The organism is Methylococcus sp. ANG (genome assembly GCF_040730495.1).
Lineage (GTDB): Bacteria > Pseudomonadota > Gammaproteobacteria > Methylococcales > Methylococcaceae > Methylococcus.
In genome coordinates this window covers 1831628-1857906 of sequence record NZ_CP160399.1, presented here as the reverse complement: position 1 = coordinate 1857906, position 26279 = coordinate 1831628, and the positions used below count along the sequence as shown (strand labels likewise).

At 63.3% G+C, this 26279-nt stretch carries 25 protein-coding genes and 1 CRISPR repeat array; of the genes, 14 read left to right on the top strand and 11 right to left on the bottom strand.

Annotated features, from left to right (window positions below; translation table 11 throughout):
• Window positions 1-95: 95 nt before the first annotated feature.
• Window positions 96-995 (top strand): sulfotransferase family protein, encoded by a 900-nt coding sequence (locus ABZN20_RS08925; protein ID WP_367027397.1) that lies wholly within the window; start codon window positions 96-98, stop codon window positions 993-995.
• Window positions 996-1755: 760 nt separating this feature from the next.
• On the opposite strand, the gene ABZN20_RS08920 is transcribed toward ABZN20_RS08925, so the two are convergent.
• Window positions 1756-2448, bottom strand: coding sequence for a hypothetical protein (locus ABZN20_RS08920; protein WP_367027396.1), 693 nt, complete (start codon window positions 2446-2448; stop codon window positions 1756-1758).
• 22 nt (window positions 2449-2470) lie between these two features.
• Complete coding sequence (locus ABZN20_RS08915; protein ID WP_367027395.1) at window positions 2471-2968, bottom strand: hypothetical protein; 498 nt, start codon at window positions 2966-2968, stop codon at window positions 2471-2473.
• 626 nt (window positions 2969-3594) lie between these two features.
• Here ABZN20_RS08915 and recJ point away from each other — a divergent pair.
• Window positions 3595-5415, top strand: coding sequence for a single-stranded-DNA-specific exonuclease RecJ (recJ, locus tag ABZN20_RS08910; RefSeq protein WP_367027394.1), 1821 nt, complete (start codon window positions 3595-3597; stop codon window positions 5413-5415).
• A 247-nt stretch (window positions 5416-5662) separates the two neighbouring features.
• Here the strand turns inward: recJ and thiD are convergent, their stop codons facing one another.
• Window positions 5663-6478 carry a bifunctional hydroxymethylpyrimidine kinase/phosphomethylpyrimidine kinase gene (thiD, locus tag ABZN20_RS08905; protein ID WP_367027393.1) on the bottom strand — a complete coding sequence of 272 codons (816 nt, stop codon included), beginning with the start codon at window positions 6476-6478 and terminating at the stop codon, window positions 5663-5665.
• 209 nt (window positions 6479-6687) lie between these two features.
• Between thiD and ABZN20_RS08900 the strand changes: the two genes are divergently transcribed.
• The 7 genes from ABZN20_RS08900 (at window position 6688) to ABZN20_RS08870 (ending at window position 10754) form a co-directional block, all read left to right on the top strand.
• A complete protein-coding gene (locus tag ABZN20_RS08900) occupies window positions 6688-7197 on the top strand; it encodes a DUF5063 domain-containing protein (protein WP_367027392.1) in 510 nt (169 codons plus the stop codon).
• A 93-nt stretch (window positions 7198-7290) separates the two neighbouring features.
• On the top strand, window positions 7291-7905 hold the full coding sequence (locus tag ABZN20_RS08895) for a MotA/TolQ/ExbB proton channel family protein (RefSeq protein ID WP_218807550.1): 615 nt from the start codon (window positions 7291-7293) through the stop codon (window positions 7903-7905).
• Between the two features lie 7 nt (window positions 7906-7912).
• Entirely contained in the window at window positions 7913-8341 is a 429-nt protein-coding gene (locus ABZN20_RS08890) for an ExbD/TolR family protein (protein ID WP_367027391.1), read from the top strand.
• Window positions 8338-9348, top strand: coding sequence for a tetraacyldisaccharide 4'-kinase (gene lpxK, locus ABZN20_RS08885; RefSeq protein ID WP_367027390.1), 1011 nt, complete (start codon window positions 8338-8340; stop codon window positions 9346-9348). The genes ABZN20_RS08890 and lpxK overlap by 4 nt, the downstream gene beginning before the upstream one ends.
• On the top strand, window positions 9329-9541 hold the full coding sequence (locus ABZN20_RS08880; protein WP_218807548.1) for a Trm112 family protein: 213 nt from the start codon (window positions 9329-9331) through the stop codon (window positions 9539-9541). The genes lpxK and ABZN20_RS08880 overlap by 20 nt, the downstream gene beginning before the upstream one ends.
• The gene (kdsB, locus tag ABZN20_RS08875; RefSeq protein WP_218807547.1) at window positions 9541-10320 is read left to right on the top strand and encodes a 3-deoxy-manno-octulosonate cytidylyltransferase; all 780 of its coding nucleotides are present in this window, start codon (window positions 9541-9543) and stop codon (window positions 10318-10320) included. Before ABZN20_RS08880 ends, kdsB begins: the two co-directional genes overlap by 1 nt.
• Window positions 10321-10325: 5 nt before the next feature.
• A complete protein-coding gene (locus ABZN20_RS08870; RefSeq protein WP_218808943.1) occupies window positions 10326-10754 on the top strand; it encodes a YqaA family protein in 429 nt (142 codons plus the stop codon).
• A gap of 1 nt (window position 10755) precedes the next feature.
• Here the strand turns inward: ABZN20_RS08870 and ABZN20_RS08865 are convergent, their stop codons facing one another.
• Window positions 10756-11595, bottom strand: a complete 840-nt coding sequence (locus ABZN20_RS08865) for a L,D-transpeptidase family protein (protein ID WP_255556551.1) — start codon at window positions 11593-11595, stop codon at window positions 10756-10758.
• Between the two features lie 250 nt (window positions 11596-11845).
• Between ABZN20_RS08865 and ABZN20_RS08860 the strand changes: the two genes are divergently transcribed.
• From ABZN20_RS08860 to ABZN20_RS08850, 3 genes are all read left to right on the top strand, one after another.
• Window positions 11846-12520, top strand: coding sequence for a lipid-binding SYLF domain-containing protein (locus tag ABZN20_RS08860; protein ID WP_218807546.1), 675 nt, complete (start codon window positions 11846-11848; stop codon window positions 12518-12520).
• Between the two features lie 21 nt (window positions 12521-12541).
• A complete protein-coding gene (locus ABZN20_RS08855; RefSeq protein WP_367027389.1) occupies window positions 12542-13660 on the top strand; it encodes an alkene reductase in 1119 nt (372 codons plus the stop codon).
• Between the two features lie 337 nt (window positions 13661-13997).
• Window positions 13998-14276 (top strand): hypothetical protein, encoded by a 279-nt coding sequence (locus ABZN20_RS08850; protein WP_367027388.1) that lies wholly within the window; start codon window positions 13998-14000, stop codon window positions 14274-14276.
• Window positions 14277-14694: 418 nt separating this feature from the next.
• On the opposite strand, the gene ABZN20_RS08845 is transcribed toward ABZN20_RS08850, so the two are convergent.
• A complete protein-coding gene (locus ABZN20_RS08845) occupies window positions 14695-15174 on the bottom strand; it encodes a hypothetical protein (protein ID WP_218807543.1) in 480 nt (159 codons plus the stop codon).
• 20 nt (window positions 15175-15194) lie between these two features.
• Between ABZN20_RS08845 and ABZN20_RS08840 the strand changes: the two genes are divergently transcribed.
• Window positions 15195-15425 carry a hypothetical protein gene (locus tag ABZN20_RS08840; RefSeq protein ID WP_218807542.1) on the top strand — a complete coding sequence of 77 codons (231 nt, stop codon included), beginning with the start codon at window positions 15195-15197 and terminating at the stop codon, window positions 15423-15425.
• Between the two features lie 32 nt (window positions 15426-15457).
• A complete protein-coding gene (locus tag ABZN20_RS08835; protein ID WP_367027386.1) occupies window positions 15458-15736 on the top strand; it encodes a hypothetical protein in 279 nt (92 codons plus the stop codon).
• Between the two features lie 36 nt (window positions 15737-15772).
• A CRISPR array of direct repeats spans window positions 15773-22278; the repeat unit is 29 nt; unit sequence CGGTTCATCCCCACAGGCGTGGGGAACGG.
• Between the two features lie 94 nt (window positions 22279-22372).
• Here the strand turns inward: ABZN20_RS08835 and cas2e are convergent.
• From cas2e to cas7e, 6 genes are read right to left on the bottom strand one after another with little or no spacing between them, the layout of a single operon-like run.
• The gene (gene cas2e / locus ABZN20_RS08830; protein WP_367027385.1) at window positions 22373-22693 is read right to left on the bottom strand and encodes a type I-E CRISPR-associated endoribonuclease Cas2e; all 321 of its coding nucleotides are present in this window, start codon (window positions 22691-22693) and stop codon (window positions 22373-22375) included.
• Complete coding sequence (gene cas1e, locus ABZN20_RS08825) at window positions 22674-23585, bottom strand: type I-E CRISPR-associated endonuclease Cas1e (RefSeq protein WP_367027384.1); 912 nt, start codon at window positions 23583-23585, stop codon at window positions 22674-22676. Before cas1e ends, cas2e begins: the two co-directional genes overlap by 20 nt.
• Window positions 23586-23592: 7 nt before the next feature.
• Entirely contained in the window at window positions 23593-23772 is a 180-nt protein-coding gene (locus tag ABZN20_RS08820; RefSeq protein ID WP_367027383.1) for a hypothetical protein, read from the bottom strand.
• Between the two features lie 55 nt (window positions 23773-23827).
• The gene (gene cas6e, locus ABZN20_RS08815) at window positions 23828-24496 is read right to left on the bottom strand and encodes a type I-E CRISPR-associated protein Cas6/Cse3/CasE (protein WP_367027382.1); all 669 of its coding nucleotides are present in this window, start codon (window positions 24494-24496) and stop codon (window positions 23828-23830) included.
• A gap of 3 nt (window positions 24497-24499) precedes the next feature.
• Window positions 24500-25237, bottom strand: a complete 738-nt coding sequence (cas5e, locus tag ABZN20_RS08810; RefSeq protein ID WP_367027381.1) for a type I-E CRISPR-associated protein Cas5/CasD — start codon at window positions 25235-25237, stop codon at window positions 24500-24502.
• A gap of 5 nt (window positions 25238-25242) precedes the next feature.
• Complete coding sequence (gene cas7e / locus ABZN20_RS08805) at window positions 25243-26277, bottom strand: type I-E CRISPR-associated protein Cas7/Cse4/CasC (protein ID WP_367027380.1); 1035 nt, start codon at window positions 26275-26277, stop codon at window positions 25243-25245.
• Between the last annotated feature and the right edge of the window lie 2 nt (window positions 26278-26279).

The following is a 26279-nucleotide window of genomic DNA, read 5'->3' as shown; positions in this document are numbered from 1 at the left end:
ATCTCACATCCGTCTCCCTTTGGGGATGGGGGGGTTGTTACAAGGCGTTACGTTATTAATTATTAGTAGAAATCGTGATAACTGCTGGGTGAATTATGGGTGTTATGGATTTGGCGGCGAAGTTGATGGTGGCCAAAGGATATCTTCCGGGTCGGATTTATTCTGCGTTACCCATTCGGGGAGTGGAGCGTCCTGTGTTTATTATTGGATGTGGTAGGTCGGGAACTACTATTTTTGGCGAGTCATTGTCGAAACATAGTAAAATTACTTACCTGAATGAATATCGCCATCTATGGAGTTCCTGCTATCCGGAGACGGATATATGGACGTGCATGGCTAATTTGCATAATGGTAAATTATATTTCACTGCTGCGGATGCGGAACATAGGAAAAGCAAGAAGCTGAGCCGACTTTTCCGTTTCGAGACCGTCAAAAGTGGGAGGCCTATTTTGGTCGAGAAGTTGCCTATCAACAACTTTCGTTTGGAGTTTATTCAGCACATCTTTCCAGATGCGCGCTTTATTCATATTTATAGGAGCGGGCTGGAAGTGGCGAGGTCAATTGGCGTGTTGACCGAACAAAATCGTTGGTTTAATGCGAATCCGTATAAATGGGAAAAGCTGGTAGAATATGCATTGAGCAAGGATGATACTAAAGACCTGCCTGATCTTTGTGCGAATCCTTTTGATAAAGGATTGCTCGAATGGAGATTGAGCACTGAGGCTGCTGTGGAATTTTTGAAGCCTCTTGCTAGTGATGTATACCTTGAGATCAAGTATGATGAGTTGGTTGACTGGCCGGTGGAGACGTTGTCAAGGGTTATTCGATTTATCGGTTTGGGCGATGATCCTGAAGTATTTAAATTCGTCTCGAGGAGCGTTCGGCGAAAAACGAGCAATATGGGACGGCGTTTTCTTTCAGATAAAGAAGTCGTTCTGGGGGGGAGGCTATTGCCATTGTCTATGGACGAAGAGATTGGGTTGGCCAAGCGGTAATTTCGTTCTCGGCTCCACCCCCCCCCTTTTTTTTTAACGCGACGCAGTCCACCAAGGCGTCCAGAATGACTCGACGTCGTGTCTGTTCCGTTATGTTTTGTATTCAACCGCGATAGAGCCGCAGACTCCGATAAAACATCAGGGCCGACGGCTTCACGGGGGGCAATCTATGACGATTAGGTCATTGTGGCGAGAGTACGCGAGATTCTCAAATAGGATTTGGCGTCCGGCCATAGCGTCATCCTATGGATGGAAGCTGAGGGACAGCTCGGCGCCAGATATGCATAACAAAAGCGATGGTCTCGCGAATCGGTGCGCCGGTGGTCTCTTTGAAGAACAGCCGCAGCTTTGAAGCATCGGTGGCCGCTAGGCGAAAGCTGCGTCATCTCGGCGGTGGCAGGTGCTGTGCGACCAACTGCAACGAGTAGCGACTGAGCCGCGCGAATACGGTTGCCCAAAAAGCCTTGCCGGGCCTTGGCGAAGACTGGAGCGTTGACGACGCACCAACGTTCAGTGCGGTTATCCAGATGGACCGCGCAAAGACCTTCAACTCGTTATACACGCCGGCGATGGTGCCAGACAGCATGAGCGTGATGAACTTGGCAAACGGCAGCTTGCGTTGATGGTGAAAGGCTGGCCTTTGAGCCCAATCCCAACGACAATTTTCGGATGGAGTTCGAATAAAGCCGCGTCGTTTGCGGATGCCTATCCGTACTCTCAGTTCGTAAACCAGGCCCACCGGCTTTTAGTCGGCGGTTGTTTAGTCAGGACTTCCATAGCTGAGGGGAAACCCTTCGCGAGCGATGATTATTTCCGCGCTGAATTCGTTTGGTGCATATTCGGTTGTGGAAATATCCATGGCTCCCTGCCAAGGAAGTGTATCTGGGAGAACTGTATTTAGCTGTTCTAACGCCCTGCTGCTCGCTGTATAAATGACTAATTTACACATTGTCGTGCGACAGTCCGTGTGAACATTTGCTGGTTCTGAGTGAAAAATGGAATTTGCAAGTTTGGTAATTTCGCTTTCAGCTGAACCGCTCCATTCGTAGTCGCGCTCTTCCACTTCAAACGCGTGGCTCAATCGGGCTTTGCGCTCCATCGTTGCTATCCGCGCTTCCTCGTGTAACTGGGCATAATTGAGTTCTAATATTGGCGGTGAAGTTTCTGTCGTGTTCGGCGTTGCTTTTGATGAGATGGTTTTTTTATCTGTCTTGATCTGAGATATAGAACTAAGAAGAAATTGGTAATCGGATTGGAGTTGCTCTACGACTGTGGTCAAGTCGTCGAGCTTTTTGTTTAGAATTGCTAGTTTGTTGATTAATTCTTCTGTGGGTGCTGTATTATTTGAAGGGACGCGCCCAGCAGTCATGCTGGGCGCTTTCGAGAATACCAAATAACAAAATATTGAAATAAATATTATGGTGGCAAAACGCCTTATATGACTATTGATCATTAACGTTATGGTCGTTTAATGATCACCAGTTAAGAATTACCCTGCTTATGAGAAATCTAGAGCCATTAATGGTGGGGGGAAGGTTGCAACGCACGGCTACCGCACTCGAAGAAAGGTTGTTAGCAGGGACGTCGATGCGCGGCATTGATACGGTCACAGGGCCCTCAACTACTTTTGCGTATTGATTCGATCCCGGACGATACGAAGTACTTCCTGCATCATATGCGAATGTATTGCAACCGGCTACTTTACTTGATGTTACGCCTTTTGGCTGGATTAGCTCCACGGTGGCAGCTACCCACGTTGTTGTTTCGAAGCTGAGGCTAAATGGGCAATATACTAGGAGATAGTTGGTAGAGCTTTTGTTGCCAAAATAGCCGCTGCCTTCTGCTATGGCTCCGTCACTTGAATTGCCAATTGGTTGGCATGCTACGCCGGGAATTGTCATTTGTCCGGCTGATACGCTTAGCGGAATAACCAAAGAAGCCAGTGTCAAAGCATTTGTGATTTTCATTTTCATGAGGCTTGTTCCTAAATAAACAGGGTTTGTATGGTACATGAATGTAGCTGTTGCTGCTCGTCCGTAAGGTAATGACATATAGGGTGATTGTTTAAGTCATTGATATCATCGCCAAATCTTTACCAAAGAAGCGACATCTCTTAGCGGAGAGCAACAAGGTGCCGTCGTTCCGGATGACGACAACTGTAAGAACAATATATAAACACTAACATGTTGTCAATTGTGCTGTGCATTTTTAGGAAGCCAGCTGGCCGTCGATGCGGATAGCACGATTCTGAGTGACGCTCGGGCAACGGATTTGAAGCAATCCGTCAGCCTGCCGGAGGCGAAACTCATGCCAACATAATTCTCGAAAAATGATTGCTTTGGTGGGTGCATGGAATATACGGTGAATCAACGGGTTGGCGAGGTAAATAACAGACGTGGACTGGACGAATTTCTGCTGCTCACTGCGCCGTATGCCGCAGTGGGTAGGGCAAATGCCTGAATTACTGGACGGATCGTCGGCCGGTTGACCGGGCGGAGGGTGATCAAATACTGTACATAAGAACACTATTTGTATGCCGTTCACATCCTTCTCATCTGTGGCTCTGGCGGCTTCATTTCAAAAACAGGATATTGCCCTGATGCTTTACCACCCTGTACCAAAACGAATCGTCCGACGTCCGCAGCCTGCCGGCGCCGGCAATGGGAGCGGCTCCGCCGTGTGTATCGCGGCGGAGCCGCTCCCACAGGCTAAGCCGCCGGACGCTTCGCCCCTGCTCGCCCGCCTCTACGAAAGCCGTTCGATTTTCACGCCGGAAGACTTGGGGCGCTCGCTGAACGAACTCCCGGCGCCCTCGTTGCTGAAACGCATGGATGCCATGACCGCGGAGCTCGAGGCGGCGATCCGTGGGCAGAAGTCGATCATGGTCGTGGCCGATTTCGATGCGGACGGTGCGACGAGTTGCGCGGTGGCGATGCGGGGCTTGCGGGCGCTGGGGGCCGAGCGGGTGTCCTTCATCGTGCCCAATCGGTTCACTTGCGGTTATGGCCTCACGCCGGAGCTGGTCGAACTGATATATCGTGGCAGGGCCACTCCCACAGATGTGCTTCTCACCGTGGATACCGGCATTGCCTGTCATGCCGGCGTGGCGGCGGCCAAGGCGAGGGGCATGAAGGTGCTGGTCACCGATCATCATTTGCCGGGGGAGTCGTTGCCCGCGGCGGATGCCATCGTCAACCCCAATCTGCCCGGCGACGAATTTCCCGGGAAGGCGCTGGCAGGCGTCGGCGTCATTTTCTATGTGCTTTCGGGACTGCGCAGCCGCCTGCGCGAGAGCGGCTGGTTCGATGGCGGCCGGCAGGCGCCGAACTTGGCGGAACTGCTGGATCTGGTGGCCTTGGGGACGGTAGCGGACGTGGTTCCCCTGGACCGGATCAACCGCATTCTGGTGCATCAGGGATTGCAGCGCATTCGCGCAGGCCGCGCCTGCCCCGGCATCCGGGCGCTGCTGGAGGTGGCCGACAGGAATCGCGGCGGAGCCGCTCCAACAGCAGGCGCGCTTGGATTCACGCTGGGGCCGCGGCTGAACGCGGCCGGCAGGCTGGACGACATGAGCTTAGGTATAGCCTGCCTGCTGGCGGACGACATGAGCGCCGCGAAGGAGCTTGCGGAGCTGCTGGATGAGATGAACCGCGAGAGGAAGGCGATCGAGGCCCAGATGCAGGCCGAGGCCTGGGCGATGCTGGAGATCGCGGCGGAGCCGCTCCCACAGCAATCCGATCGTGGGAGCGGCTCCGCCGCGATCATGTTCGATCCCGCTTGGCATCAGGGGGTGATCGGCATTCTGGCCTCGCGGATCAAGGACCGGCTGCATCGGCCGGTGATCGCGTTCGCACGGGGGGAGGACGGCCTGCTCAAGGGTTCGGCGCGGTCGATCGCCGGGGTGCACGTGCGTGACGTCCTGTGCGCCGTCTCGGCCCGCCATCCCGGCCTGATCGTCCGCTTCGGCGGCCACGCGATGGCGGCCGGCCTCACCCTGGAGGAGAGCCGTCTGGCGGCGTTCACGGAGGCGTTCGAGGCGGAAGTGGCGGGTCTGCTCGAAGGGGTGGACCTGGAACATACGGTGGTGACGGATGGGGAGCTGCCGTCTGACCATTTCCATCTCGATACGGCGCGCTGCCTGCGCGATGCCGGCCCCTGGGGCCAGGGGTTCCCGGAGCCCTTGTTCGACGGGGAGTTCGACGTGCTGGGCATGCGGATCGTCGGTGAGAAGCATCTTAGGCTGACGTTCAAGGTGCCGGGTGCGGCGCGTCAGGTGGAAGGGATTGCATTCTTCGTCGCCGATCCGCCGGAATGGCTGGGGTGCCGGAGGCTGCGAGCGGCCTACCGGCTGGACGTCAACGAGTTCCGGGGCGTTTCCAGCCTTCAGCTCGGCATCGAGTACATGGAGCCGGTGTCTTAGCCGTCATGGGGCGTGTTGCCAGTCGAATGTCATTGTTTGGTCACCCTCACCCTGCCCAGGAACCTATCGGGATCGGGCGGATGCCGAAGGCGATCCGCCAACCAATCCCCAAGCCACACGATTTGTGGGCCCGGCTGGCATGCGTGCTGTTTCGGGATGGCGGAACCCGGAAGAGCCGGTTCCGCCCTACGTCGTCCCTGTAGGTTCCGGGGAACGATCAGGTGCGAATATCGCACTTACTTACCCGTTAACACCGCCTGAACGGACTGCGATCTGGCAGATGCTGCCCGCCGCCGGGATTCCAGCCCGCCCGGAGGCTCTGCCAGGTGAACCGCTGGGCCCGCTCGACGGCGGATTCCATCGCGTATCCCAGGGCCAGGTGTCCGGCCACGGAGGCGGCGAGGGTGCACCCGGAGCCGTGATAGCTGTGCGGCAGCCTGGGCCAGCGGTAGTCCTGCCTTCCTTGGGGGGAATAGAGGCGGTTCAAGACGTCGTCCGTGGGGGCATGCGTCCCGGTGATGAGGACGTTGGGGCAGCCCAGGAGGCGGAGGCGTTCCGCGTTTTCCGTTTCGGTCGCGCCACCGCCGAGGCGGGCGGCTTCCGGCACGTTGGGCGTCACGAGGACTGCGCGCGGCAGGAGTTCGGTGCGCACCGCTTCGATCAGCTCTTCCGAGGCCAGATCGGTGCCTCCGCCGGCGGCGAGGACGGGATCGAGCACCACCGGCACCTGGGTGCCGACTCGAAGAGCAGCGGAGCTGAGTTCATCCAGCAGGGCCGCTACGCAGCGGGCGATTCCCGCGCTGCCCAGCAGGCCGATTTTCACCGCGGCGACCGGCAGGTCGCGGATCAGGGCCCGCCCTTGCGCCAGGAAGGCTTCGGGGGCCTGGGGCTGCACGGCGTATACGTTGGAAGTGTCCTGTACGGTCAGCGCGGTGATCACCGTGCACGCCAGGCAACCGGTGGCGCCGATCGCTTCGATGTCGGCCTGGATGCCGGCGCCCCCCGTAGGGTCGTGCCCCGACAGGCTGAGGACGATGGGCGGGAGGGGTTCGCGAGTTGTCATCAAGGTCCGAATGGGATGAGTGTCGCTCCGGTGCGACAGGCGGGGCGGGAGTCTCGGTCTGTCTGTCGGTGTTTGGCGACGTGTTACGCGTCCATGGTCTACCTTTCCCGGAATTGCTGTCTACTCTTAACCGTAACGAGGCGCATCCGATAGCGATTTCGGAATGCAGGGCGATCGATCGGCTCATCGGCACAGGAGTGACAGCTCGAATGAAATGGTGTGCAACTAGCAGCGTGGCTTCTCCGACCTCAGCTCCGGCACAGTTCGCGAAAATCGCCGAGAAGTTCTGCCGGCTGGTGGATGGGTTCGCCCGTTACGAGCCGCTGGACTGGCTCGCGCTCATCGCCCGCGAGCTGGGTCCGCTGGAAACGGCCGTGAAGGGGTTGACGGGCCGGCGGGGCGTCGGCGAATACTCGATGCTGGCGGACATAGAGCAGCGGCATCGCATGTACGTGGAGCTCAAGACGTTTCTCGGCAACATGGACGACTACTGGACCGAGGCCGATCTCGAAGTCGGCGACGGTGTGATGACGGGCAGCCTGTCGGACAACGTCACCGAAATCTATTTCGCATTGAGGCGGGGTCTGGCCCATTGGAACAAAGGACCGGGCGAAGCCGGTGCCGCGGTCGGCGAATGGCTCTCCGGTTTCGAGGTCAACTGGGGCTACCATTTGGCCAACCTGCGGTCCCAGCTTAAGCACAAGGCCACCCTGCACTGATTCCTCATAAGGGCGCCGGGTTCGGCCCGCTTCGCCTTCTTGCGGTAAAATCCTCCGATATCGTAACTGGCGGACATATTGGAGGGGCGTGGGGTGCTGGATATCATCAAGGGCGGCGGGCTGCTGATCTGGCCGATTCTGATCTGCTCCGTCGTCGCTCTCGCCATCATCATCGAGCGCCTGTGGGCTCTGCGCACCAGCCGCATCCTGCCGGCCGAGCTGGCATCGACGGTCTGGACGCTGTGGCGGAACAATCAGCTCGATGCCGCCAGCATCCGCCAGATCGCGCTGAATTCGCCGCTGGGTGCCGTCCTGGCGGCGGGGCTGGCCAACCACAAGCACGGCCGCGAGGTCATGCAGAGCTGCATCGAGCAGGCCGGCCGCCAGGTCGTCCACGCCATGGAGCGCTACCTCAATACCCTGGGCACCATCGCCTCGATTTCTCCTTACCTCGGTCTCCTCGGCAGCGTGCTGGGCATGATCAAGGTGTTCGCCGGCTTTTCCGCGGCGCACGGTGCCGGAAATCCGGCCGTGCTGGCCGGCGGCCTGTCCGAAATCCTCATCGCGACCGCCGCGGGGCTGGCCGTGGCCATTCCCAGCCTGATGTTCTACCGCTATTTCCAGGGCAGGGTGAACGAGCTGTCCATGCGCCTGGAAGAGGAGGCCGTCCGCCTGATCGCCGTCCTGCACGGTGAGCGCGAAGAGTGAGTTCGCCATGAATTTCCGCCCGCAGAACCGGGACGAGCCGGAATTGAATCTGATTCCGATGATCGACGTGCTGATCGTCCTGATGATCTTCTTGGTACTCACCACCACCTTCAGCCGGGAAACCGGGCTCGAACTGCAGTTGCCCAAGGCGCAAAGCTCGATTTCCGAAGAGACCCCCAAGGGAGTGGACGTCGCCGTCGACGCCGCGGGGCGGTTTTCGGTGAACGGCACGCCTCTGTCGCCCGACAGCAATGTCGAAGCCTTGAAGGAGGCGATGAGGGCGGCGGCCGGCGGACAGCAGGACCCGCTGGTGATCGTCCGCGCCGACAGGACGACGCAGCACCAGCACGTCATCACCGTCCTGGACGCCGCCGGCCAACTGGGCTTCGGCCATATCGGCTTCGCCGCCGAGGTCGCACCCGAGAGCAGGCCTTGAGCCGGTCCAAACGGGCGATCGCCGCCTGGCTGCAGCGGCAGTGGTATGCCGACGCGCAGCCGCCGTGGGGTTTGTGCGCGCTGAGCCGCGGGTTCGGCGCCGCCGTCGCGCTCCGCCGGGGGTATTACCGTTCGAACGCGCAAGCCGCTCTCGGCGCGCCCGTCATCGTCGTCGGCAATCTCAGTGTGGGCGGCACCGGCAAGACGCCGCTGGTGATCGCCCTGGTGGAACTGCTGCGGGAGCACGGATGGTCGCCCGGAGTGATCAGCCGCGGCTACGGCAGTTCCGCCCGGATGCCGCGTGAAGTGCGCTGCGACAGCGACCCTGCGGAGGTCGGCGACGAGCCTTTGTTGATCCGGCAGCGCGCCGGCTGTCCGGTCTTCGTTTCGCCGAAACGCCCGGAAGCCGCCCGAGCCGCGATCGAAGCCGGCGCGGACGTCGTCGTTTCCGACGACGGCCTCCAGCATTACGCCCTGCCGCGGGACGTCGAGATCGCCGTGGTCGACGGCATGCGCCGGTTCGGCAACGGCAGGCTGCTGCCGGCGGGGCCGTTGCGGGAGCCGGTCGAGCGGCTGGCAAGCGTGGATTTCGTGATCTGCAACGGCGGCGAGCCGGCGCCCGGTGAATTATCCATGACGCTGGAGGGCGGGATGGCGGTGCGTCTCGCCGACGGCGAGCGGCGCCCCTTGGCCGCCTTCGCGGGACGGAAGAGCGTCGCCATGGCGGGCATAGGCAATCCGGAGCGTTTTTTTTCGCATCTGGCCGCCGCGGGTCTGAACTTCGAGCCCGTGGCATTGCCTGACCATCATGCTTATTCCCCGGACGATTTCCGGTCCGTTCCGGAAGACATGCCGGTGCTGATCACCGAGAAGGACGCCGTGAAATGCCGCCGGCTGGAGGACCCGCGAATCTGGTACATTCCCGTCTCCGCCCGGCTCGACCCGGCCGTCGCTCCCCGATTACTGAACATCCTCGAGAGGATTCGACATGGACAAACAACTGCTTGAGATCCTGGTCTGCCCGGTATGCAAGGGCGAGCTGATCTACCTGCGCGAGCAGCAGGAACTGGTCTGCCTGGCGGACAAGCTGGCCTACCCCATCCGCGACGACATTCCAGTGATGCTGGAGAGCGAGGCGAGGAGGCTCAGCCTCGACGAATACGACGCGCTCCACAAGCGGCGGACGGCGCCGGCGGCCTGATGCCGGCGGAATTCACCATCGTCATTCCGGCGCGCTACGGTTCGACCCGGCTGCCCGGCAAGCCCCTGCTCGAAATCGGCGGCAAGCCGATGATCGCGCATGTCTGCGAGCGGGCGCTCGAAGCCGGCGCGGCGGAGGTCGTGGTCGCGACCGACGACGCGCGCATCGCCCAAGCGGTCGACGCCCTGCCGGTCACCGCGATGCTGACCCGCCCCGAGCATGCCAGCGGCACCGAGCGGCTGGCCGAAGTGGCCGAGCGCCGGGCCTGGGGCGACGAAACCATCGTGGTCAACCTGCAGGGCGACGAGCCCTTCATGGACGCCGCCCTGCTGCGCGCCCTGGCGGAGGCGCTGGAGCGGCGCGAGGACTGCCCGGTGGCGACCCTGGCTGCGCCGATCCACCGGCCCGAGGAAATCTTCGATCCCAATGTGGTCAAGGTGGTCACCGACGGGGAGAGCCGGGCGCTGTATTTCAGCCGGGCCGCCGTGCCGTGGGACCGCGAATCCTTCGCCGAAGGGATGGCGGCGCCGAAGCCGGGGCAGGGTATGCCTTATCGCCGCCATATCGGGGTCTACGCCTACACCGCCGCCTATTTGCGCCGCTACGTCGATCTGGCGCCGTCGCCGCTGGAGCAGATCGAGCGCCTGGAGCAGCTGCGCATCCTCTGGCACGGCGACCGCATCCTGGTGGTGCCGGTGGCGGGCGCGCCTGCGGCAGGGATAGACACCGCCGCCGACCTCGAGCGGGCCGAGCGCCATCTGGCCGGCCGGACGCAGTGACCGCGATGGACGCGTCGGCGGGTTTCTGGGGCTTGTTCGCCAGCGCCTTCGTCTCGGCCACCGTCGCGCCAGGGGGATCGGAGGCGGTGCTGGCCTACCTGGTACATACGGGTTATGCGCTGCCGACCGAACTCGTGGCGGTGGCCAGCGTGGGCAATACGCTGGGAGCGATGACGACCTGGGGGATGGGCTGGCTGTGGGCGCGCCGCCGCCCGCTGGAGGTCGAGGCGATCGAGAATCCGCGCCAGCGCCGCGCGGTCGCATCGCTCAAGCGCTGGGGCAGCGGCCTGCTGCTGATTTCCTGGATACCGGTGCTCGGCGACGGTTTCTGCTTCGCCGCCGGCTGGCTGCGGTTGTCGCTGGTCCTGTCCGTGATCTACATCGCCATCGGCAAGGCCCTGCGCTACGCCGTGGTGGCGTGGCTGGCGAGCTGAACTACCGCCGGTACGGCGGCGAGTACGGTCGGCTGTTCGAGACCTTGAGCGGCCGCGACAGCGACAGGATCTCGTCGGCGATCGTCGCATAGAGTTCCCGCGTCCATTCCGGCTGTCCGGCGGCGGTCTGCTCCAGCGGCCAGGCCCTGGGATCGTGCGGCGCGATCACCACCTTCATGTTTTCCTTGCCGACGTGCGCCGCCAGCACGAACAGCTCCTCGATGGCCTCGTCGCCCATGGCCAGGCATCCCGCCGACACCGCCCGGCCATGGATGAAGATGTCCGACCCCGGATTGGTGCGGCCTTCGAGCTCGGCGTAATACAGGTCGAAGTCGTTCGGGTAGTTCAGCTTCATCGACAAGTGATAGTTGCTGTTCGGATTCAGCCCCACGATCCGGTAGACGCCCTCCGGCACCTGCTTGTCGCCCTGGCGCAGCTTCGGCCCCGCCGAGCCGCTGGCGGCCCGGATGTCGTAGTGGCGGATCAACCGGTATTCGCGGTCGTCGCGCGCCCACAGTTCCAGCTTCTTCTCCTGCTTCAGGCCGACCAGCACCACTTCGCGCGGCGGGTAGGCCACGCCGGCCCGTTCGAAATAGGGTTTCAGCTTCTGGACCGAATAAGGGCCGAAATCGTGCAGCACGTCCGACACCGTGCGCTGGTCGGAGCCGCTGAAGAGAGGCGGCATGTAGGCGGGACGGCGGAATGCGGGTTTCGGAAGATAGGTGCGTTCGGGCGCCGCGGCCGCGAGGCTCTGCTTGCCGGCTTGTTTGTTCGAGCCGGCGCAGGCCGTCAGCAGCAGGGCGACAACGGGAAGGAGCGAGAGAGCAGCTTTCGATGCCATGATCGTTACCTCGGCACGACAGTTTCCGGCAGCGCACATTATGGCGGCGCCGGAAGCATCCCGCCAGTTGCCATGCTGCACATCGGTGGCCTCGTCCCTACCGAGGCCGCCGAAGCTCAGGGGCTCCCTCGAGTCGGAGCTGCCGGAGCCTTTTCCGGGCATACGTCTTGCCTGGATCAGGCGTAAACTTTCGTCGCATACCTTATTCAGGGATCTATCCGCCATGACCAGTTTTTCCCCGAGACGTTCTTTGAATCGCTTCCTGTTTCTGGCGGCGTTGCTTGCCACCTCCCTTGTCCGGGCAGACGACCGCGACAAGGCCAACGACCTCCTGCGCGACGCTACCATCACCTTCAACGAATTCGTGGCCGATCCCAACATGGGCTGGTTCCGCGACAACGTGAAGGATGCCAGGGCCGTGGTGATCGCGCCTCAGGTGCTGAAACTGGGTTTCATTTTCGGCGGTTCCGGCGGCAACGCCGTGGTGCTGGTCAAGGACAAGCAGACCGGCGAATGGGGATACCCTGCGTTCTACACGACCGGGGCCGTGACCGCGGGCCTGCAGATCGGCGGCGAGCTGACCGACGTCATCATGATGGTGATGACGGAAGGCGGCATGAACGCGCTGCTCAGTTCCAAGTTCCAGCTCGGGGCGGATGCCAGCATCGCCGCCGGTCCCGTCGGCACCGGCAGCCAGGTGGCGACCGTGGACATCCTCCAGTTTAGCCGGGCCAAGGGGATTTACGGCGGGCTGACGCTGGAAGGGGCGGTGATCACCCCCCGGCAAGACCTCAATTCCGCCTTTTACGGCCGGATCGTGGACCCGGTGGACATCCTCATCCGCCACACGGTGACTAACCCCCTGGCGGACCGGCTGAGAGCGGCGGTCGCCAAGGCGACTCTTTCCAAACCCGTCCTCCATTGATCCAGCCAGGAGCCTTACGTCATGACGAATCCCTTGTTCCAGCCGTTCCGGCTCGGCCCGCACACCTTGAAAAACCGCATGGTGATGGCACCGCTCACCCGCTCGCGTGCCGGGCAGCCGGGCAACGTGCCCACGGTGCTGAACGCCGAATACTACCGGCAACGCGCCGGCGCCGGGCTGATCATCTCCGAAGCCACCCAGGTTTCCCGCCAGGGCCAGGGTTATGCCTGGACGCCGGGTATCCATTCCGCCGAACAGGTGGAAGGCTGGCGGCTCGTCGCCGATGCCGTCCATGGCGCCGGCGGTCTGATGTTCATGCAGCTCTGGCATGTCGGCCGGGTCTCCCATCCGGCGTTGCAGCCGGGTGGCGCGCTGCCGGTGGCGCCGTCCGCGATCGCGCCGACCGGCATGGCCTTCATCGCCAACGCCGAAGGCCAGGGTGAGCTCGTGCCCTTCGTCGCCCCGCGCGCCTTGGAACTCGACGAGATGCCAGGCATCGTCGGGCAATACCGCGACGGCGCCCGCAATGCCCTGGCCGCCGGCATGGACGGCGTCGAAGTCCACGCCGCCAACGGCTATCTGCTCGATCAATTCCTGAATTCCAGCTCCAACCGGCGGGAGGACGCCTATGGCGGCTCCCCGGAAAACCGAGCGCGTCTCCTGATGGAGGTTCTGGAATCGGTATGTGGGGTCTGGGGCTCGGAGCGGGTGGGCGTGCGGCTGTCGCCGCTGGGCACTTTCAACGACATGGGCGATGCCGACCCGGAAGCGACGTTCGCCTACGTGGCCGAACGCCTGAACGATTTCGGACTCGCCTATCTGCACGTGGTGGAGCCTTCCATGGCCGGAAACGTACCCGCCGCAACGCCGGACCCGCGAGGCGAGGCCATCATGGCGACGATCCGGAAGACCTTCCGCGGGCCGCTGATCGTCTGCGGCGGCTACGACCAGGCCAAGGCCATCGCCTGCCTCGAGGCCGGCCGGGCCGACCTCGTCGCCTTCGGGCGACTGTTCATCGCCAACCCCGACCTGCCCGAGCGCTTCAGGCGGGGCGCTCCTCTGAACGGCTGGAACGAAGCCACCTTCTACGGCGGCGGCGCGGAAGGCTACACCGATTACCCGGCGTTGACGGAAGCCTGACGGCTGCCGCCGGGATCGATCAAATGTCCGAGCCGGCGTGTTCCTGCCTTTTTCCCGGTTCCCTCCGCACCGGTGTGGGCAACGGGGGGCTGGGACACGATGCGCGCCGGCTGCGAACGGTTCATTCCCACAGGGGGCCAAGGAGTAGGAGCGGCTCCGCCGCGAAAGCGACGTCGGTTCATCCCCACGGGCCGGGGAGCGGGCGGGAAGTATTCTCGCCGCCCTCTATGCATCCTTTCCCCTGCCGCGCGATCTGCCGTGCGGCGAATTCGGCATCACCGGCAACCACGACGCCGACGACAAGCCCGATGCCGACACCGCATTCTTCCTGGCCACGGTGCGCTGGCTCGCGGATTCCGGCTACCTGCGCCACACCCGCGAAAACTGCGTCGTGTTCTTCGACGCCGTGCTGACCGCGAAGGGGCTGGAAGCCCTGGTCGCCATGCCGGAATCGCTCACGCCGCGCCGGCCGCTGGGCGAGACGCTGACGGCGGCGGTCGCCGACGGCGGCAAGGCCGCCCTGGCCGACGCGATCAAGGCCGTGCTTGCCGCCGGGCCGCTGGATGTTTTGACCGCCCCGTGTCGCGGCACAGCCGCTCCCACAACCGGGCGGTAGGAGCGGCTGCGCCGCGATGCGACGTGCGGGTCGTTCCTTGTGCTATGCTTTTTGCGGCAAGGAACCCAGGCATTCACGCGGAGTCCGGTCCTCAAGTCGATAGTAGAGCCGGGTGCGCCACCGAGACCGGATGGTGGTGCTCAACGTAAGCCTCGGCCGAGCCAAAGCCGACGCTCCCACAACCGGACGGTAGGAGCGGCTGTGCCGCGATGCGACGTGCGGGTCATTCCTTGTGCTATGCTTTTTGCCATCCGGAAACGGACGCTCATCGCGTGACCACGGAGCTCGCTCCTCAAATCCATAGGCGCGCGGGGCGCTGACGACCGACGGGGAGCGTCGGCATCCTCATCTCCATCGGCGGAGCAGCGTCCGGTCGCGCCTTGACTCCTACCGCCGGGGCATTCGTGGCGGGCCGGCGTCACGGATTCTTTCTCCGATAGACCAGAAAGCCGCCCTGACGGGGCTCGATATATTTCCGAGTCACCGCCGGCGTGCCCTGATCGAGGGAGGACACCGTTCCCCCGGCCCAGTCTCCGTCCCCGCCTCGAAGACCGCCAACCCAGGCTTGGCGTCGTTTTCGGTTCATTCCCACATGCGTGCGGAACGGGCCGATTTTGCCGGTACGGTCCGGCATCGTGACTTGCAGATCGGTCGTGGCGTCATCGAGCCGCGCATAAGCCGAAACCGGCTTCATGACTTCCGCCAAGACACTGTCGCCGAACAGCTTGGCACCGGTCCCGAGCGCCACCAGCCGGGTGGAAACGCGGTCGATGGTCTGACCCAACCGAACGAAACCCGATTGCGCGCGCCCCGTCTCCCGCTCGGATGTAGTGCCGAACTGGCGCAGGGCGCCGCTTGCCAAATCTTTGGCGGAGAGTAGGATGCCGATCTTGAGCATCTTATCCACGGAGCCGCTCCATGTTCAGGGTTGTGCGGTTCACGGTCTTGTCCGCTGGCCTTTGCGCCTGGCTCTTGCTGCTGGTGAAAACCCTGCCCGAAGCCCGGTCACTGGGCGATGCTCTGTTGATTGGCGGCATAGACACGGCGTTGATCGCATTCCTGACCGGAGGCATGGCCTGGGCCGTGGATCTGGCATCGATCGCCGCCGGCATTCATGACCGGGCCGTCCGCCGTCATTCAAACGGCTAGGCGCCGTTGCCGCATGGGTGACTCTTTGCTTCATGAAACCGCCGAACCTGTTTGCCGCGCTCGCCGAGCGGGTCGAGAGCCTCAATCCGGAAACTACCTGGATTCCGTATCTCGCTCTCTTCGGAGCGGTTGCCGTATTCTGGCGCTATACCGGCTCCGCCGGCGCCGCGGTACTGCTGACGCTGTTACTTTCCTGGCTGCTCGGCTATGTGCTCGCCGGAGCCCTGCTCGTCTTGTGGATCATCCTGCGGCTGGCCGACGGCATCACCCGCCTGCTGACCCTGCTTCTTGCCCGACCCGTCCGGCCGTAGGGAACCGGTTTTTTTGCCGCGGTGGGTGACGGCAATCGGTTCATCCCCACCGGCGTGGGGAACGGAAACGGGTGGGAGCGGCTGCGCCGCGAAGCTGCGGTTCATCCCCACAGGCGTGGGGAACGGTCCTCCGCGCGCAGTTCGCGGAGGATATCCTCCGGTTCATCCCCACAGGCGTGGGGAACGGGGCCGCCTTGGCTTCGAGGTCCCGAAGTTCGGCGGTTCATCCCCACAGGCGTGGGGAACGGTGTGCGCCTTCGCCGCTGCCGTGGAACGTCGCCGGTTCATCCCCACAGGCGTGGGGAACGGATCGAGACCCAAAGCTCAAGACGACGCTCGCCCGGTTCATCCCCACAGGCGTGGGGAACGGGGGTGATGCCGTGGATCTCGGCGCGGATCCAGTGGGTTCATCCCCACAGGCGTGGGGAACGGATCGAGACCCAAAGCTCAAGACGACGCTCGCCCGGTTCATCCCCACAGGCGTGGGGAACGGGATCTGGGCGGTGCGCACAATGCGCCAGAGGGCGGTTCATCCCCACAGGCGTGGGGAACGGACGGACGTCCGTGACGGTATCCTTGAATTCGCCGGTTCATCCCCACAGGCGTGGGGAACGGCGGCGCCTCGACGCGGCCCAGATTGATGGCTTCGGTTCATCCCCACAGGCGTGGGGAACGGTTGAGCCAGCACCGCCCATTCGACTTTCTCACCGGTTCATCCCCACAGGCGTGGGGAACGGCTCCTGGCCGTTTTGCAGCCGCACGGTGCTGGCGGTTCATCCCCACAGGCGTGGGGAACGGCGGGGCGTGTGGCACAGGAGAAAGACACATGCCGGTTCATCCCCACAGGCGTGGGGAACGGTTGACCCCGCTCGACAAGGCCCCGGACGGTGTCGGTTCATCCCCACAGGCGTGGGGAACGGGTAATCATGCCGCGTCCTCGCGGATGGTCTGGCGGTTCATCCCCACAGGCGTGGGGAACGGACCGTTGCGTTCGGCGTAGTCGGCCGCCTTGGCGGTTCATCCCCACAGGCGTGGGGAACGGCTTGCCGGGTGATGAGGCGGTCGGCAATCAGGCGGTTCATCCCCACAGGCGTGGGGAACGGACGGCGGCCGAGCACCCGGCGGGCAGCGCCACCGGTTCATCCCCACAGGCGTGGGGAACGGGCCGGCCCCGAATTCGCCGGCGCAGGAGCCGCCGGTTCATCCCCACAGGCGTGGGGAACGGGCCTCCGCCCTGGTCGCTCGGTCCCGCGCCTCCGGTTCATCCCCACAGGCGTGGGGAACGGGAGCTGGCGGAGGCGGCGGGGTAGTGACCGACTGGTTCATCCCCACAGGCGTGGGGAACGGCTCGGTTACCTCCATGCTGGAAATAAAATCGGCGGTTCATCCCCACAGGCGTGGGGAACGGCCCGTTGACTCAAACCACAATCGTGCGGCGGGCGGTTCATCCCCACAGGCGTGGGGAACGGTGAAGGTCAAGCAACACGATAAGCTCAAGGCACGGTTCATCCCCACAGGCGTGGGGAACGGGACTCTGCCCCCAGGCTGCCGCGCGCAATCGCCGGTTCATCCCCACAGGCGTGGGGAACGGGGACCAAACTCGTACCGCCCTGTCAGCGGATTCGGTTCATCCCCACAGGCGTGGGGAACGGGAGCCCACGAAAGGTCTCCGAATAGATGTAAGCGGTTCATCCCCACAGGCGTGGGGAACGGGCAACGATGGGGGCTATTGACCCGGCTCAGTTCGGTTCATCCCCACAGGCGTGGGGAACGGCGTCATCAGCGCCCCCATCCTCGGCGCCAACCGGGTTCATCCCCACAGGCGTGGGGAACGGTTCTCTACCGTCGCCAAAAGATACCCGCTCACCGGTTCATCCCCACAGGCGTGGGGAACGGGGCGTTCGCACCCGTGATCCGAATCTGCTGAACGGTTCATCCCCACAGGCGTGGGGAACGGGGTAGCAAGCAGCGTAGTGCGACTGCCGTTGCTGGTTCATCCCCACAGGCGTGGGGAACGGGGACCAGGTTCTTCCGGTAAACTTCGCTAGCTTGGTTCATCCCCACAGGCGTGGGGAACGGTTCGGGGCTACCCCTGCTGCTGGTAATCCTATCGGTTCATCCCCACAGGCGTGGGGAACGGACCTCATGTGTATGCGAACGTGCGCCGCACGTCCGGTTCATCCCCACAGGCGTGGGGAACGGAGATTTCCGCGCTCCGGGCACGGGAGGCCTTCGGGTTCATCCCCACAGGCGTGGGGAACGGGATCAAGTTCAAGTTGTGGGCCGTGAATTTCGCGGTTCATCCCCACAGGCGTGGGGAACGGTACATAGGTGGCGTCGAGGGTGGGTCTCATGACGGTTCATCCCCACAGGCGTGGGGAACGGGCGTCCAACTTGATGGCAGACGAATTTTCCACCCGGTTCATCCCCACAGGCGTGGGGAACGGTCGCTGTATTCGCAGGCGTAGAGCGGGCCGGACGGTTCATCCCCACAGGCGTGGGGAACGGCTCTTCAACCTGACGATCAAGACGCTCTACAACGGTTCATCCCCACAGGCGTGGGGAACGGCTCCTGTCCACGGCAAACGCACCGGCATCATGCGGTTCATCCCCACAGGCGTGGGGAACGGGCTACAGTGGTCAAACAGGCCGCTGGACAGAACGGTTCATCCCCACAGGCGTGGGGAACGGCGCCTGCTGCACATCCGCGACCGGTTCCAGTTCGGTTCATCCCCACAGGCGTGGGGAACGGCCCGCCAGTCCATTGCCCAGCAAATCGCCGAGCGGTTCATCCCCACAGGCGTGGGGAACGGGGACGGCTTTGACCGCCAGCACCGCCGTGATGACGGTTCATCCCCACAGGCGTGGGGAACGGGCAGCCCGCAATCAGCTGTCATGGCCTGATCCCGGTTCATCCCCACAGGCGTGGGGAACGGTCGGTGGAAAACAAATCGGCCATGGCGCGCTCCGGTTCATCCCCACAGGCGTGGGGAACGGGGCGTGTGGATCATTCGACGCCCGCCTTACGGCGGTTCATCCCCACAGGCGTGGGGAACGGCCCGTCCAGGTCGTTCAGTTCGTCGATGACGCCGGTTCATCCCCACAGGCGTGGGGAACGGCCTGGTCAAGCCATCGCTCGCTGCCGAAAACCCGGTTCATCCCCACAGGCGTGGGGAACGGGCGGTGTAGTCCTGGGAGTTGATACGGATGGCCGGTTCATCCCCACAGGCGTGGGGAACGGGTACTGACCCATCTCATCCTGGAGCGTGCTGACGGTTCATCCCCACAGGCGTGGGGAACGGTACCTTTTGAGTCTCGGCAGACCGGGCCAGGTCGGTTCATCCCCACAGGCGTGGGGAACGGAGAGCGTGTTCATGCGCAAGGGCAAGAAGCGCCGGTTCATCCCCACAGGCGTGGGGAACGGAGGTCGGCGACCGACATCATGATCGAGCGGTACGGTTCATCCCCACAGGCGTGGGGAACGGGAGGTAGGTCATGTCGGCGAGGTCGGGTGACATGGTTCATCCCCACAGGCGTGGGGAACGGCCCCCCGATGGCGACCAGCCAACACCGCCGGTCGGTTCATCCCCACAGGCGTGGGGAACGGTTGCCACGGCAGCCGAGCAGCTTGTGCCGGACCGGTTCATCCCCACAGGCGTGGGGAACGGGTCGTTCACGGTCGCTGACGGGTCCTGCGCGACGGTTCATCCCCACAGGCGTGGGGAACGGTCCCCCATGCGCACCGTGATCGAAACGCCGACCGGTTCATCCCCACAGGCGTGGGGAACGGGGCTATCTCCCCGTTTGGTTCCGCCTGTGTGGCGGTTCATCCCCACAGGCGTGGGGAACGGGGACAGGTCGGTCCGGTAGCGGATTTCGCTGACCGGTTCATCCCCACAGGCGTGGGGAACGGTCCTGCCAAAACATTCCCCAATCGAGCGGGACCGGTTCATCCCCACAGGCGTGGGGAACGGCCTACCTTCCCATTAGAAACGGCCAAGTCGATCGGTTCATCCCCACAGGCGTGGGGAACGGGGCCGGCCGCTCAATCCCGGTTCCCGCATCGACGGTTCATCCCCACAGGCGTGGGGAACGGGCCCTTCGGCGTGGTCAGAATGATGCGGATGGCGGTTCATCCCCACAGGCGTGGGGAACGGCCCTGCCCCTCGCCCCTGGCGGCATCGACGGTCGGTTCATCCCCACAGGCGTGGGGAACGGGTCCATCGTCGGCGCCAGATTGGCGGTTTTGTCCGGTTCATCCCCACAGGCGTGGGGAACGGCATCGCTTCAACGATGGCAGCGTCTATCTCGTGCGGTTCATCCCCACAGGCGTGGGGAACGGGCCAGCGGGTACGGCGACGTGACCGGCTCGGCCGGTTCATCCCCACAGGCGTGGGGAACGGCCTGATGATCAACTCCCCGGATAGCGCTCTATCGGTTCATCCCCACAGGCGTGGGGAACGGCAAGCCAGTCCCATCCGCGTACAAATTCAATGCGGTTCATCCCCACAGGCGTGGGGAACGGTTCGTGGCCTGGGCGGCGGCGTCCTGAATGGCCGGTTCATCCCCACAGGCGTGGGGAACGGGCTTCCTCGGAAAGCGCGGCAAGGAGCCGGAAAGGTTCATCCCCACAGGCGTGGGGAACGGTTGGTGCCGGCCGCCGCCTCCTCCTGGATTTTCGGTTCATCCCCACAGGCGTGGGGAACGGGATGTCGAATCGGACGGAGTTGCCGTTCGAATCGGTTCATCCCCACAGGCGTGGGGAACGGTCATCCGGCCACAGCCTGGCGACCTTGTAGGTCGGTTCATCCCCACAGGCGTGGGGAACGGGAGAGGATATTCCTGGCGCGACGGAGCCATTGCGGTTCATCCCCACAGGCGTGGGGAACGGCAGGGCGATCGCGTCTTCACGCAGAGTCTTGGCGGTTCATCCCCACAGGCGTGGGGAACGGGGCTGGGGGGTTGGCGCATAATCCATCCATCGCGGTTCATCCCCACAGGCGTGGGGAACGGCCGATACGGCGCGGAACGGCGGGCGCTCCAGCCGGTTCATCCCCACAGGCGTGGGGAACGGGGCTCGTTCCGTCCGAGATGTCGCGCAGGAACGGTTCATCCCCACAGGCGTGGGGAACGGGGCACCGCCGCTGAGCTCGCTGAATTCGATGGCGGTTCATCCCCACAGGCGTGGGGAACGGCGGTACCCAGCTCGGCGCGCTTTTCCCTCAAGACGGTTCATCCCCACAGGCGTGGGGAACGGGGCTTCGAGCCAGCGGACCTTGGACTGGATGTCCGGTTCATCCCCACAGGCGTGGGGAACGGGGTATTCCAGCGGAAACCGCCAGCCCTCCCGGCGGTTCATCCCCACAGGCGTGGGGAACGGATCCCCGGCTCGGCAGCTACGGCTGGAAGGCGCGGTTCATCCCCACAGGCGTGGGGAACGGGTGTAGCCCGGCGCCGGGATGAAGCCCAGCAGCGGTTCATCCCCACAGGCGTGGGGAACGGGCCATTCCGGCCTGAGGTCACGCTGGTGATCGAGGTTCATCCCCACAGGCGTGGGGAACGGGGCCTATGTGCCCCGGTTATTGGCCGTGTCGAAGGTTCATCCCCACAGGCGTGGGGAACGGGCCAATCGTTCCGCCAGCCTGGCCGTAGTTGTACGGTTCATCCCCACAGGCGTGGGGAACGGCTGAATTCGCGACATGGCGGCCAGCAAGGATTCGGTTCATCCCCACAGGCGTGGGGAACGGTACCGCCAAGGGGAAATTGGCCGACTACTACGCGGTTCATCCCCACAGGCGTGGGGAACGGTTGCTGCTTCGCCGCCTTTTTATCGGCCTGCGCGGTTCATCCCCACAGGCGTGGGGAACGGCAATTTGGCCGCAGGCAGCGAAAAACTGCTGTCCGGTTCATCCCCACAGGCGTGGGGAACGGGTTTCGGCAGTTCGCGCAGGGGTATCGGGTGGCGGTTCATCCCCACAGGCGTGGGGAACGGTCTTGTGGCGCGGCATCTTCGCTGGTAGCGGGCGGTTCATCCCCACAGGCGTGGGGAACGGTTATGCCTGGCTGATGAATCCGCGGACGGCGCCGGTTCATCCCCACAGGCGTGGGGAACGGTCGAGCATGTGCAGCGCGCCCGCCCGCTCGAACGGTTCATCCCCACAGGCGTGGGGAACGGGTTCGGCAGTCGAATGCGCAGCGTGTCGCCGATCGGTTCATCCCCACAGGCGTGGGGAACGGATTCCCTTCCTCAATCCACACCCGGTTAGCACCGGTTCATCCCCACAGGCGTGGGGAACGGCGGGATGCCCGAGTACGCGACATGGAGGCGGTCGGTTCATCCCCACAGGCGTGGGGAACGGCTCAAGCGACCGTTGAACCCCCGCGTAAGCATCGGTTCATCCCCACAGGCGTGGGGAACGGTTTAGCGTGGAGTACCATATCGGCGTCTGCGGCGGTTCATCCCCACAGGCGTGGGGAACGGTCGCCGCAGCCAGCCTGAGCAAGCCAAGGCAGCGGTTCATCCCCACAGGCGTGGGGAACGGACCATTTCTAACGCGTTGTTAGCAATGGCAAATTTGCGCCCGACAAATTCTACCGAACTGAACGGCTCTCGGGGAGACTGAATTTTCCGAGTTGTCAAAGAGCATTTCCGCCCGCCTGGGTTGCGCCGTTTTCCGGCTCGGGCGGGTGGAACGACACCAGCTTGAGGCCGTCCAGTTCCACCGGCATGCGGCGGTTCTTGCCCAGGGTGAGGAAATCGAAGCCGGACTCGGTGTTGGTGGACCACACCATGACGGCATTGCCTTCTTCGATGCCCTCCGTTACCTGCGTCCAGATCATTTCGCGCACCCGCTTGGACAGGTCGCCCACATAGACTCCGGCGCGCACTTCCACCAGCCATACGGCGAGGCGTCCGCGCAGTCTCGGCGGGGCGTTTTCAAGCACGATGACCAGCATCGCCTAGACTCTCGGGGTTGGGGATCGCGGGGCCGACCGCGTCCTCCGGCGCGGCGGGCGGCTCCACGCCGCCTGCCGCGAGGACGTCTTCGATCAGAGGGATGAGTTTCTTGAGCAAATGGGTTTCGCGGAACACGTCGCGGCAGGCCAGACGCACCTCGCGCTCGGCGTTGCCGGGTTCGCGGGCGGCGATCTTGAAGGCGACCGGTACGACGGTATCGAATTTGACCAAATCGGCGACGTCGTAGACGAAGGACAGGGGCTTGCCGGTATGGATGAAGCCGACCGCCGGCGCATAGCCGGCCGCCAGCACCGCCGCTTCGGTGATGCCGTACAGACAGGCGGTGGCGGAACTGAGGCAGCGATTGGGCAGGTCACCGGCGTCCCATTCCGCGACGTCGTAGTTGCGCTGTTTCCATTTGATGCCGTAACGCTTGGCCAGGAGTTCATACAACTTGCGCACCCTGGCGCCCTCGATCCCGCGCAATTGTTCGACGCTGCGCCGCTCGGGCGGCTTTTCGCCGAAGCGCAGTTCGTACATCTTGCGCACGACCTTGAGGCGGAGATCCGGGTCCAGCGCCAGCTTGGCCTGGTACAGCAGCCGGTCCGAGCGCGCGCCGCCGGGCTGGCCCGAGGCGTACAGCCGCACCCCGGCTTCGCCCACCCACACCAGCAAGGTGCCGACTCGCGCCGCCAGCGCCGCCGCGCGATGCGACACACGGGTGCCCGGTTCCAGCATCATGCAGGCAATGGAGCCGACCGGGATGTGGGTGCGAACGCCGTTCTTGTCGACCACCACGAAGGCGCCGTCGAGCACGTCGATCTCGCCCCGCTCGATGAAGATGAGGGACACGCGTTCTTTCATGGCGATGGGTTTGAGGGGAGGAAGCATAAGTGCGCTACTTCAGCCGGACCATGTCGAGCAGTTCCCCATCCTCCGCATGGAGCAGATATTCGCCCCTCCCCAGATCGACCGCAAAACGGGCCGGATTGCGGAAGCGACGGCCATGCTCGCGGATACATTCCGGTACCTGGGGATCGTCGATATCCAACAATGCTTGCTCTTTGTCGGTATCCATGAGATTGCCCTGGATGTGAGGCTCTGTGACACACCGGCCAGACAGATCATATCCATCATATGCGCCGTACCAGCATCAACCCGCAGCCGAAGGCTTTGGCCGGGCCGATGCCTTTGCATAGCGTCTCAGCAAAGACATCCGGCTCCGTCACCTGCAGCAGACCGGTGAAGTCCAGGGTGCTGAAGCGGATGTTGCGCCTGCGGGTGTCCAGCCGCGCTTGCCGGTAGTTGTCGGCGCGCACCGACAGCAGGCGGAAACCGTTCCGCTCGCCCTGCCGCACCAGCCACTGCTCGCCAGCTTCCTGCGCCAGCTCGGCCAGGGCGGGTACGGCATCCGCGTTGGACTGCCGGTATTGCCATTTGAGATGCATCACCACGTCGTCGCGCTTGCGCTTCTTCTGGTTGGCATCGTCGGTTTTGCGGGTATGAACTGGATTGGCCCGCAGGCTGAACGTCAGGGTTTCGCCGGAGCGAAGTTGCGGCCGGTAGGGTTTGCTCGCCACGCGCAGCAATTCGTCGCTGCCGTCCGGTTCGCGCTGCGAAACCAGATAGAAGACCGGCCAACGCTGGTCTTCGTCGTGGCGAAACAGGAAATCGCGGCTGGTTTCGGGATCGTCGGGAAACAATTTCCAAAGCATTTGATGCAGGGCGTAATCGTTGGCCTTGAGCACCTCCATGACCTTGGCCGGGTCGGTGGGGTTCACACTGATGCGACTGAAGTACATGGCTTACGCTCCTTCGCCCAGAAATACGTGCTCCTCGCGGCTGGCGAATTGCCAGCGGGTGCGGCTCAACGGATCGTCGTAACAGGGTGCGCGCAGGGTCTCGCGCATGCCGCTGTGATCGCAGCTTTCCCAGGCATAACTTGCGAGTTCCGCGCCGCGCACAAGCTTCAGCTCCTTCTTTTCGGCCAGCAGTGGAACCGGATATTCCGCAAAGGCGTCTTTGAGCGTCTCCGCCCGCACCACGCGGGGACTCAGCGGCAAAGCCAGAGGGCAAGACTTGCGGCCCAAGTACAGAGTGAACGCCGGTCGCGCCAAGTGGCCGGCCAAATCGTCCAGCGTATAAGCCGGCTTTTCCCCATCGCTCCAGGCCGCCGCCAGCCACAAGCCGTCCTGGCGGTATTCGCGGCTGGAGAGGATGGTGCCCAGCCGTGTTTTTTCCACCCGCAGTTCGTCGCGGCGCGTATGCCAGTGCTTGGCCTTCTTGTCCTGGGGCGGTACCTGGGTGGTGTGGTAGTCCTTGACCACCGATCCCATAGCGAGGGTTTTCACGCCGAATTTGAGGCTTTCCGCTAAGTGGCACTGGCCAGCTTCGTCGTCACGCCGCAGGCCCAGCGCCGCCGCCATAAGCCCCAGCAGGGCCGAACGGCTCGGCCGGGTGGCGCTGTGGCGCGCCTCGCCCACAGCCTGCTCGCCCCAGGCTGCCAGCGGGCCGTAAAGCTGAAAGATCAGGTAGCCGCGCATGGCTGCTACTCCGTGACGAAGGCGGTGATGTCTTTGAGGCAGCCTGCGCCGGTCGCAGCGTTCATGGCTTGGCTGGCATCGGCACAGGCACCATAGACCTTGTTGAAATTGTCCCTCTGGGTTTCCAGCGCCAGGACGGCGGCAGCCAATTGATCCACTCCCACGACTGGCTTGAGGAAGGCCACGGACAGGGAGCGGGGCTGCTGGCCGCCTTTTTCCGCCAGGATGTAGGAGGTATAAGCACGGGAAGCGAAGCTGTTTTGCTTGCCCGTGGGCGAAACCTTGGCGACGGCTTCGAGCAGGGCCGCCAGGGCCTGATTGGCCAGTGCACGATCGCCTTGCAGGTTGTCCACCAGCAAGTCGCGGTCGACGCACAAATACAGGTAAAACACGCCGGCACCGAAACCGGTTTCGCCGATGTGCGCCGCGCCACCGTCTTCCTGGTATTGGTTCAAGTCGTCCACGGCCGTGAAATAGTCGTCGTCCACCGTGGCCGCGTGCACGGTGAGCGCATGGGCCACCTGGGCGGCGGCCTCCACGTTGAAGGTCGGGTTGGATGCCAGCATGCGGCCGAACAAGGCGATGTCCACCGCCTTGGGCCGGTCCCGCAAAATGGCCAACTCATCCGTTTCCGGCGCGCGTTTTTCGGTTGCCAGGGTAGCGGCCAGCCGGCGGATGCGCTCCCATTCTTCCGGCGCGACGTGGGCCAGCTGCTCGATTTCCAGGGAGTCTTTTTTCAGCTTGCCGAATTGTTCTGCGATGGCGGCGGCCCATGGCTTGGCATCTTGTTCATGCACGCCCCGTTCGGTCAACATCCCCAATGCCTCGAGTCCGACCCGCTTGGTGCGCGTACCTTTCCACTGTCCCAGGGCGCTCTCGAACACTTCCGACGTGCGCCAAGCACGCTTCAGGCTTTGCGACGACACCCGCAGCCGGTTGACGCCGCCCATGACGGCGGTCTTCGGCCGGCCCAGGTCGTCCCGGTTCAGGTTGGACGGCGGATAGGACGTGAGGCAATGCAGTTGGATGAATCGGGACATGG

Excerpts from the sequence above, each read along its gene's own strand:
- cas2e (WP_367027385.1), bottom strand. The coding sequence starts at position 22,693 with ATGCTGGTCATCGTGCTTGAAAACGCCCCGCCGAGACTGCGCGGACGC.
- ABZN20_RS08920 (WP_367027396.1), bottom strand. The coding sequence starts at position 2,448 with ATGATCAATAGTCATATAAGGCGTTTTGCCACCATAATATTTATTTCA.
- cas1e (WP_367027384.1), bottom strand. The coding sequence starts at position 23,585 with ATGCTTCCTCCCCTCAAACCCATCGCCATGAAAGAACGCGTGTCCCTC.
- ABZN20_RS08880 (WP_218807548.1), top strand. The coding sequence starts at position 9,329 with ATGGACAAACAACTGCTTGAGATCCTGGTCTGCCCGGTATGCAAGGGC.
- ABZN20_RS08845 (WP_218807543.1), bottom strand. The coding sequence starts at position 15,174 with ATGCTCAAGATCGGCATCCTACTCTCCGCCAAAGATTTGGCAAGCGGC.
- recJ (WP_367027394.1), top strand. The coding sequence starts at position 3,595 with ATGCTTTACCACCCTGTACCAAAACGAATCGTCCGACGTCCGCAGCCT.
- ABZN20_RS08900 (WP_367027392.1), top strand. The coding sequence starts at position 6,688 with ATGAAATGGTGTGCAACTAGCAGCGTGGCTTCTCCGACCTCAGCTCCG.
- ABZN20_RS08840 (WP_218807542.1), top strand. The coding sequence starts at position 15,195 with ATGTTCAGGGTTGTGCGGTTCACGGTCTTGTCCGCTGGCCTTTGCGCC.
- ABZN20_RS08820 (WP_367027383.1), bottom strand. The coding sequence starts at position 23,772 with ATGGATACCGACAAAGAGCAAGCATTGTTGGATATCGACGATCCCCAG.
- ABZN20_RS08870 (WP_218808943.1), top strand. The coding sequence starts at position 10,326 with ATGGACGCGTCGGCGGGTTTCTGGGGCTTGTTCGCCAGCGCCTTCGTC.
- ABZN20_RS08925 (WP_367027397.1), top strand. The coding sequence starts at position 96 with ATGGGTGTTATGGATTTGGCGGCGAAGTTGATGGTGGCCAAAGGATAT.
- ABZN20_RS08835 (WP_367027386.1), top strand. The coding sequence starts at position 15,458 with ATGAAACCGCCGAACCTGTTTGCCGCGCTCGCCGAGCGGGTCGAGAGC.
- thiD (WP_367027393.1), bottom strand. The coding sequence starts at position 6,478 with ATGACAACTCGCGAACCCCTCCCGCCCATCGTCCTCAGCCTGTCGGGG.
- ABZN20_RS08855 (WP_367027389.1), top strand. The coding sequence starts at position 12,542 with ATGACGAATCCCTTGTTCCAGCCGTTCCGGCTCGGCCCGCACACCTTG.
- cas5e (WP_367027381.1), bottom strand. The coding sequence starts at position 25,237 with ATGCGCGGCTACCTGATCTTTCAGCTTTACGGCCCGCTGGCAGCCTGG.
- ABZN20_RS08865 (WP_255556551.1), bottom strand. The coding sequence starts at position 11,595 with ATGGCATCGAAAGCTGCTCTCTCGCTCCTTCCCGTTGTCGCCCTGCTG.
- cas6e (WP_367027382.1), bottom strand. The coding sequence starts at position 24,496 with ATGTACTTCAGTCGCATCAGTGTGAACCCCACCGACCCGGCCAAGGTC.
- kdsB (WP_218807547.1), top strand. The coding sequence starts at position 9,541 with ATGCCGGCGGAATTCACCATCGTCATTCCGGCGCGCTACGGTTCGACC.
- cas7e (WP_367027380.1), bottom strand. The coding sequence starts at position 26,277 with ATGTCCCGATTCATCCAACTGCATTGCCTCACGTCCTATCCGCCGTCC.
- ABZN20_RS08915 (WP_367027395.1), bottom strand. The coding sequence starts at position 2,968 with ATGAAAATGAAAATCACAAATGCTTTGACACTGGCTTCTTTGGTTATT.
- ABZN20_RS08890 (WP_367027391.1), top strand. The coding sequence starts at position 7,913 with ATGAATTTCCGCCCGCAGAACCGGGACGAGCCGGAATTGAATCTGATT.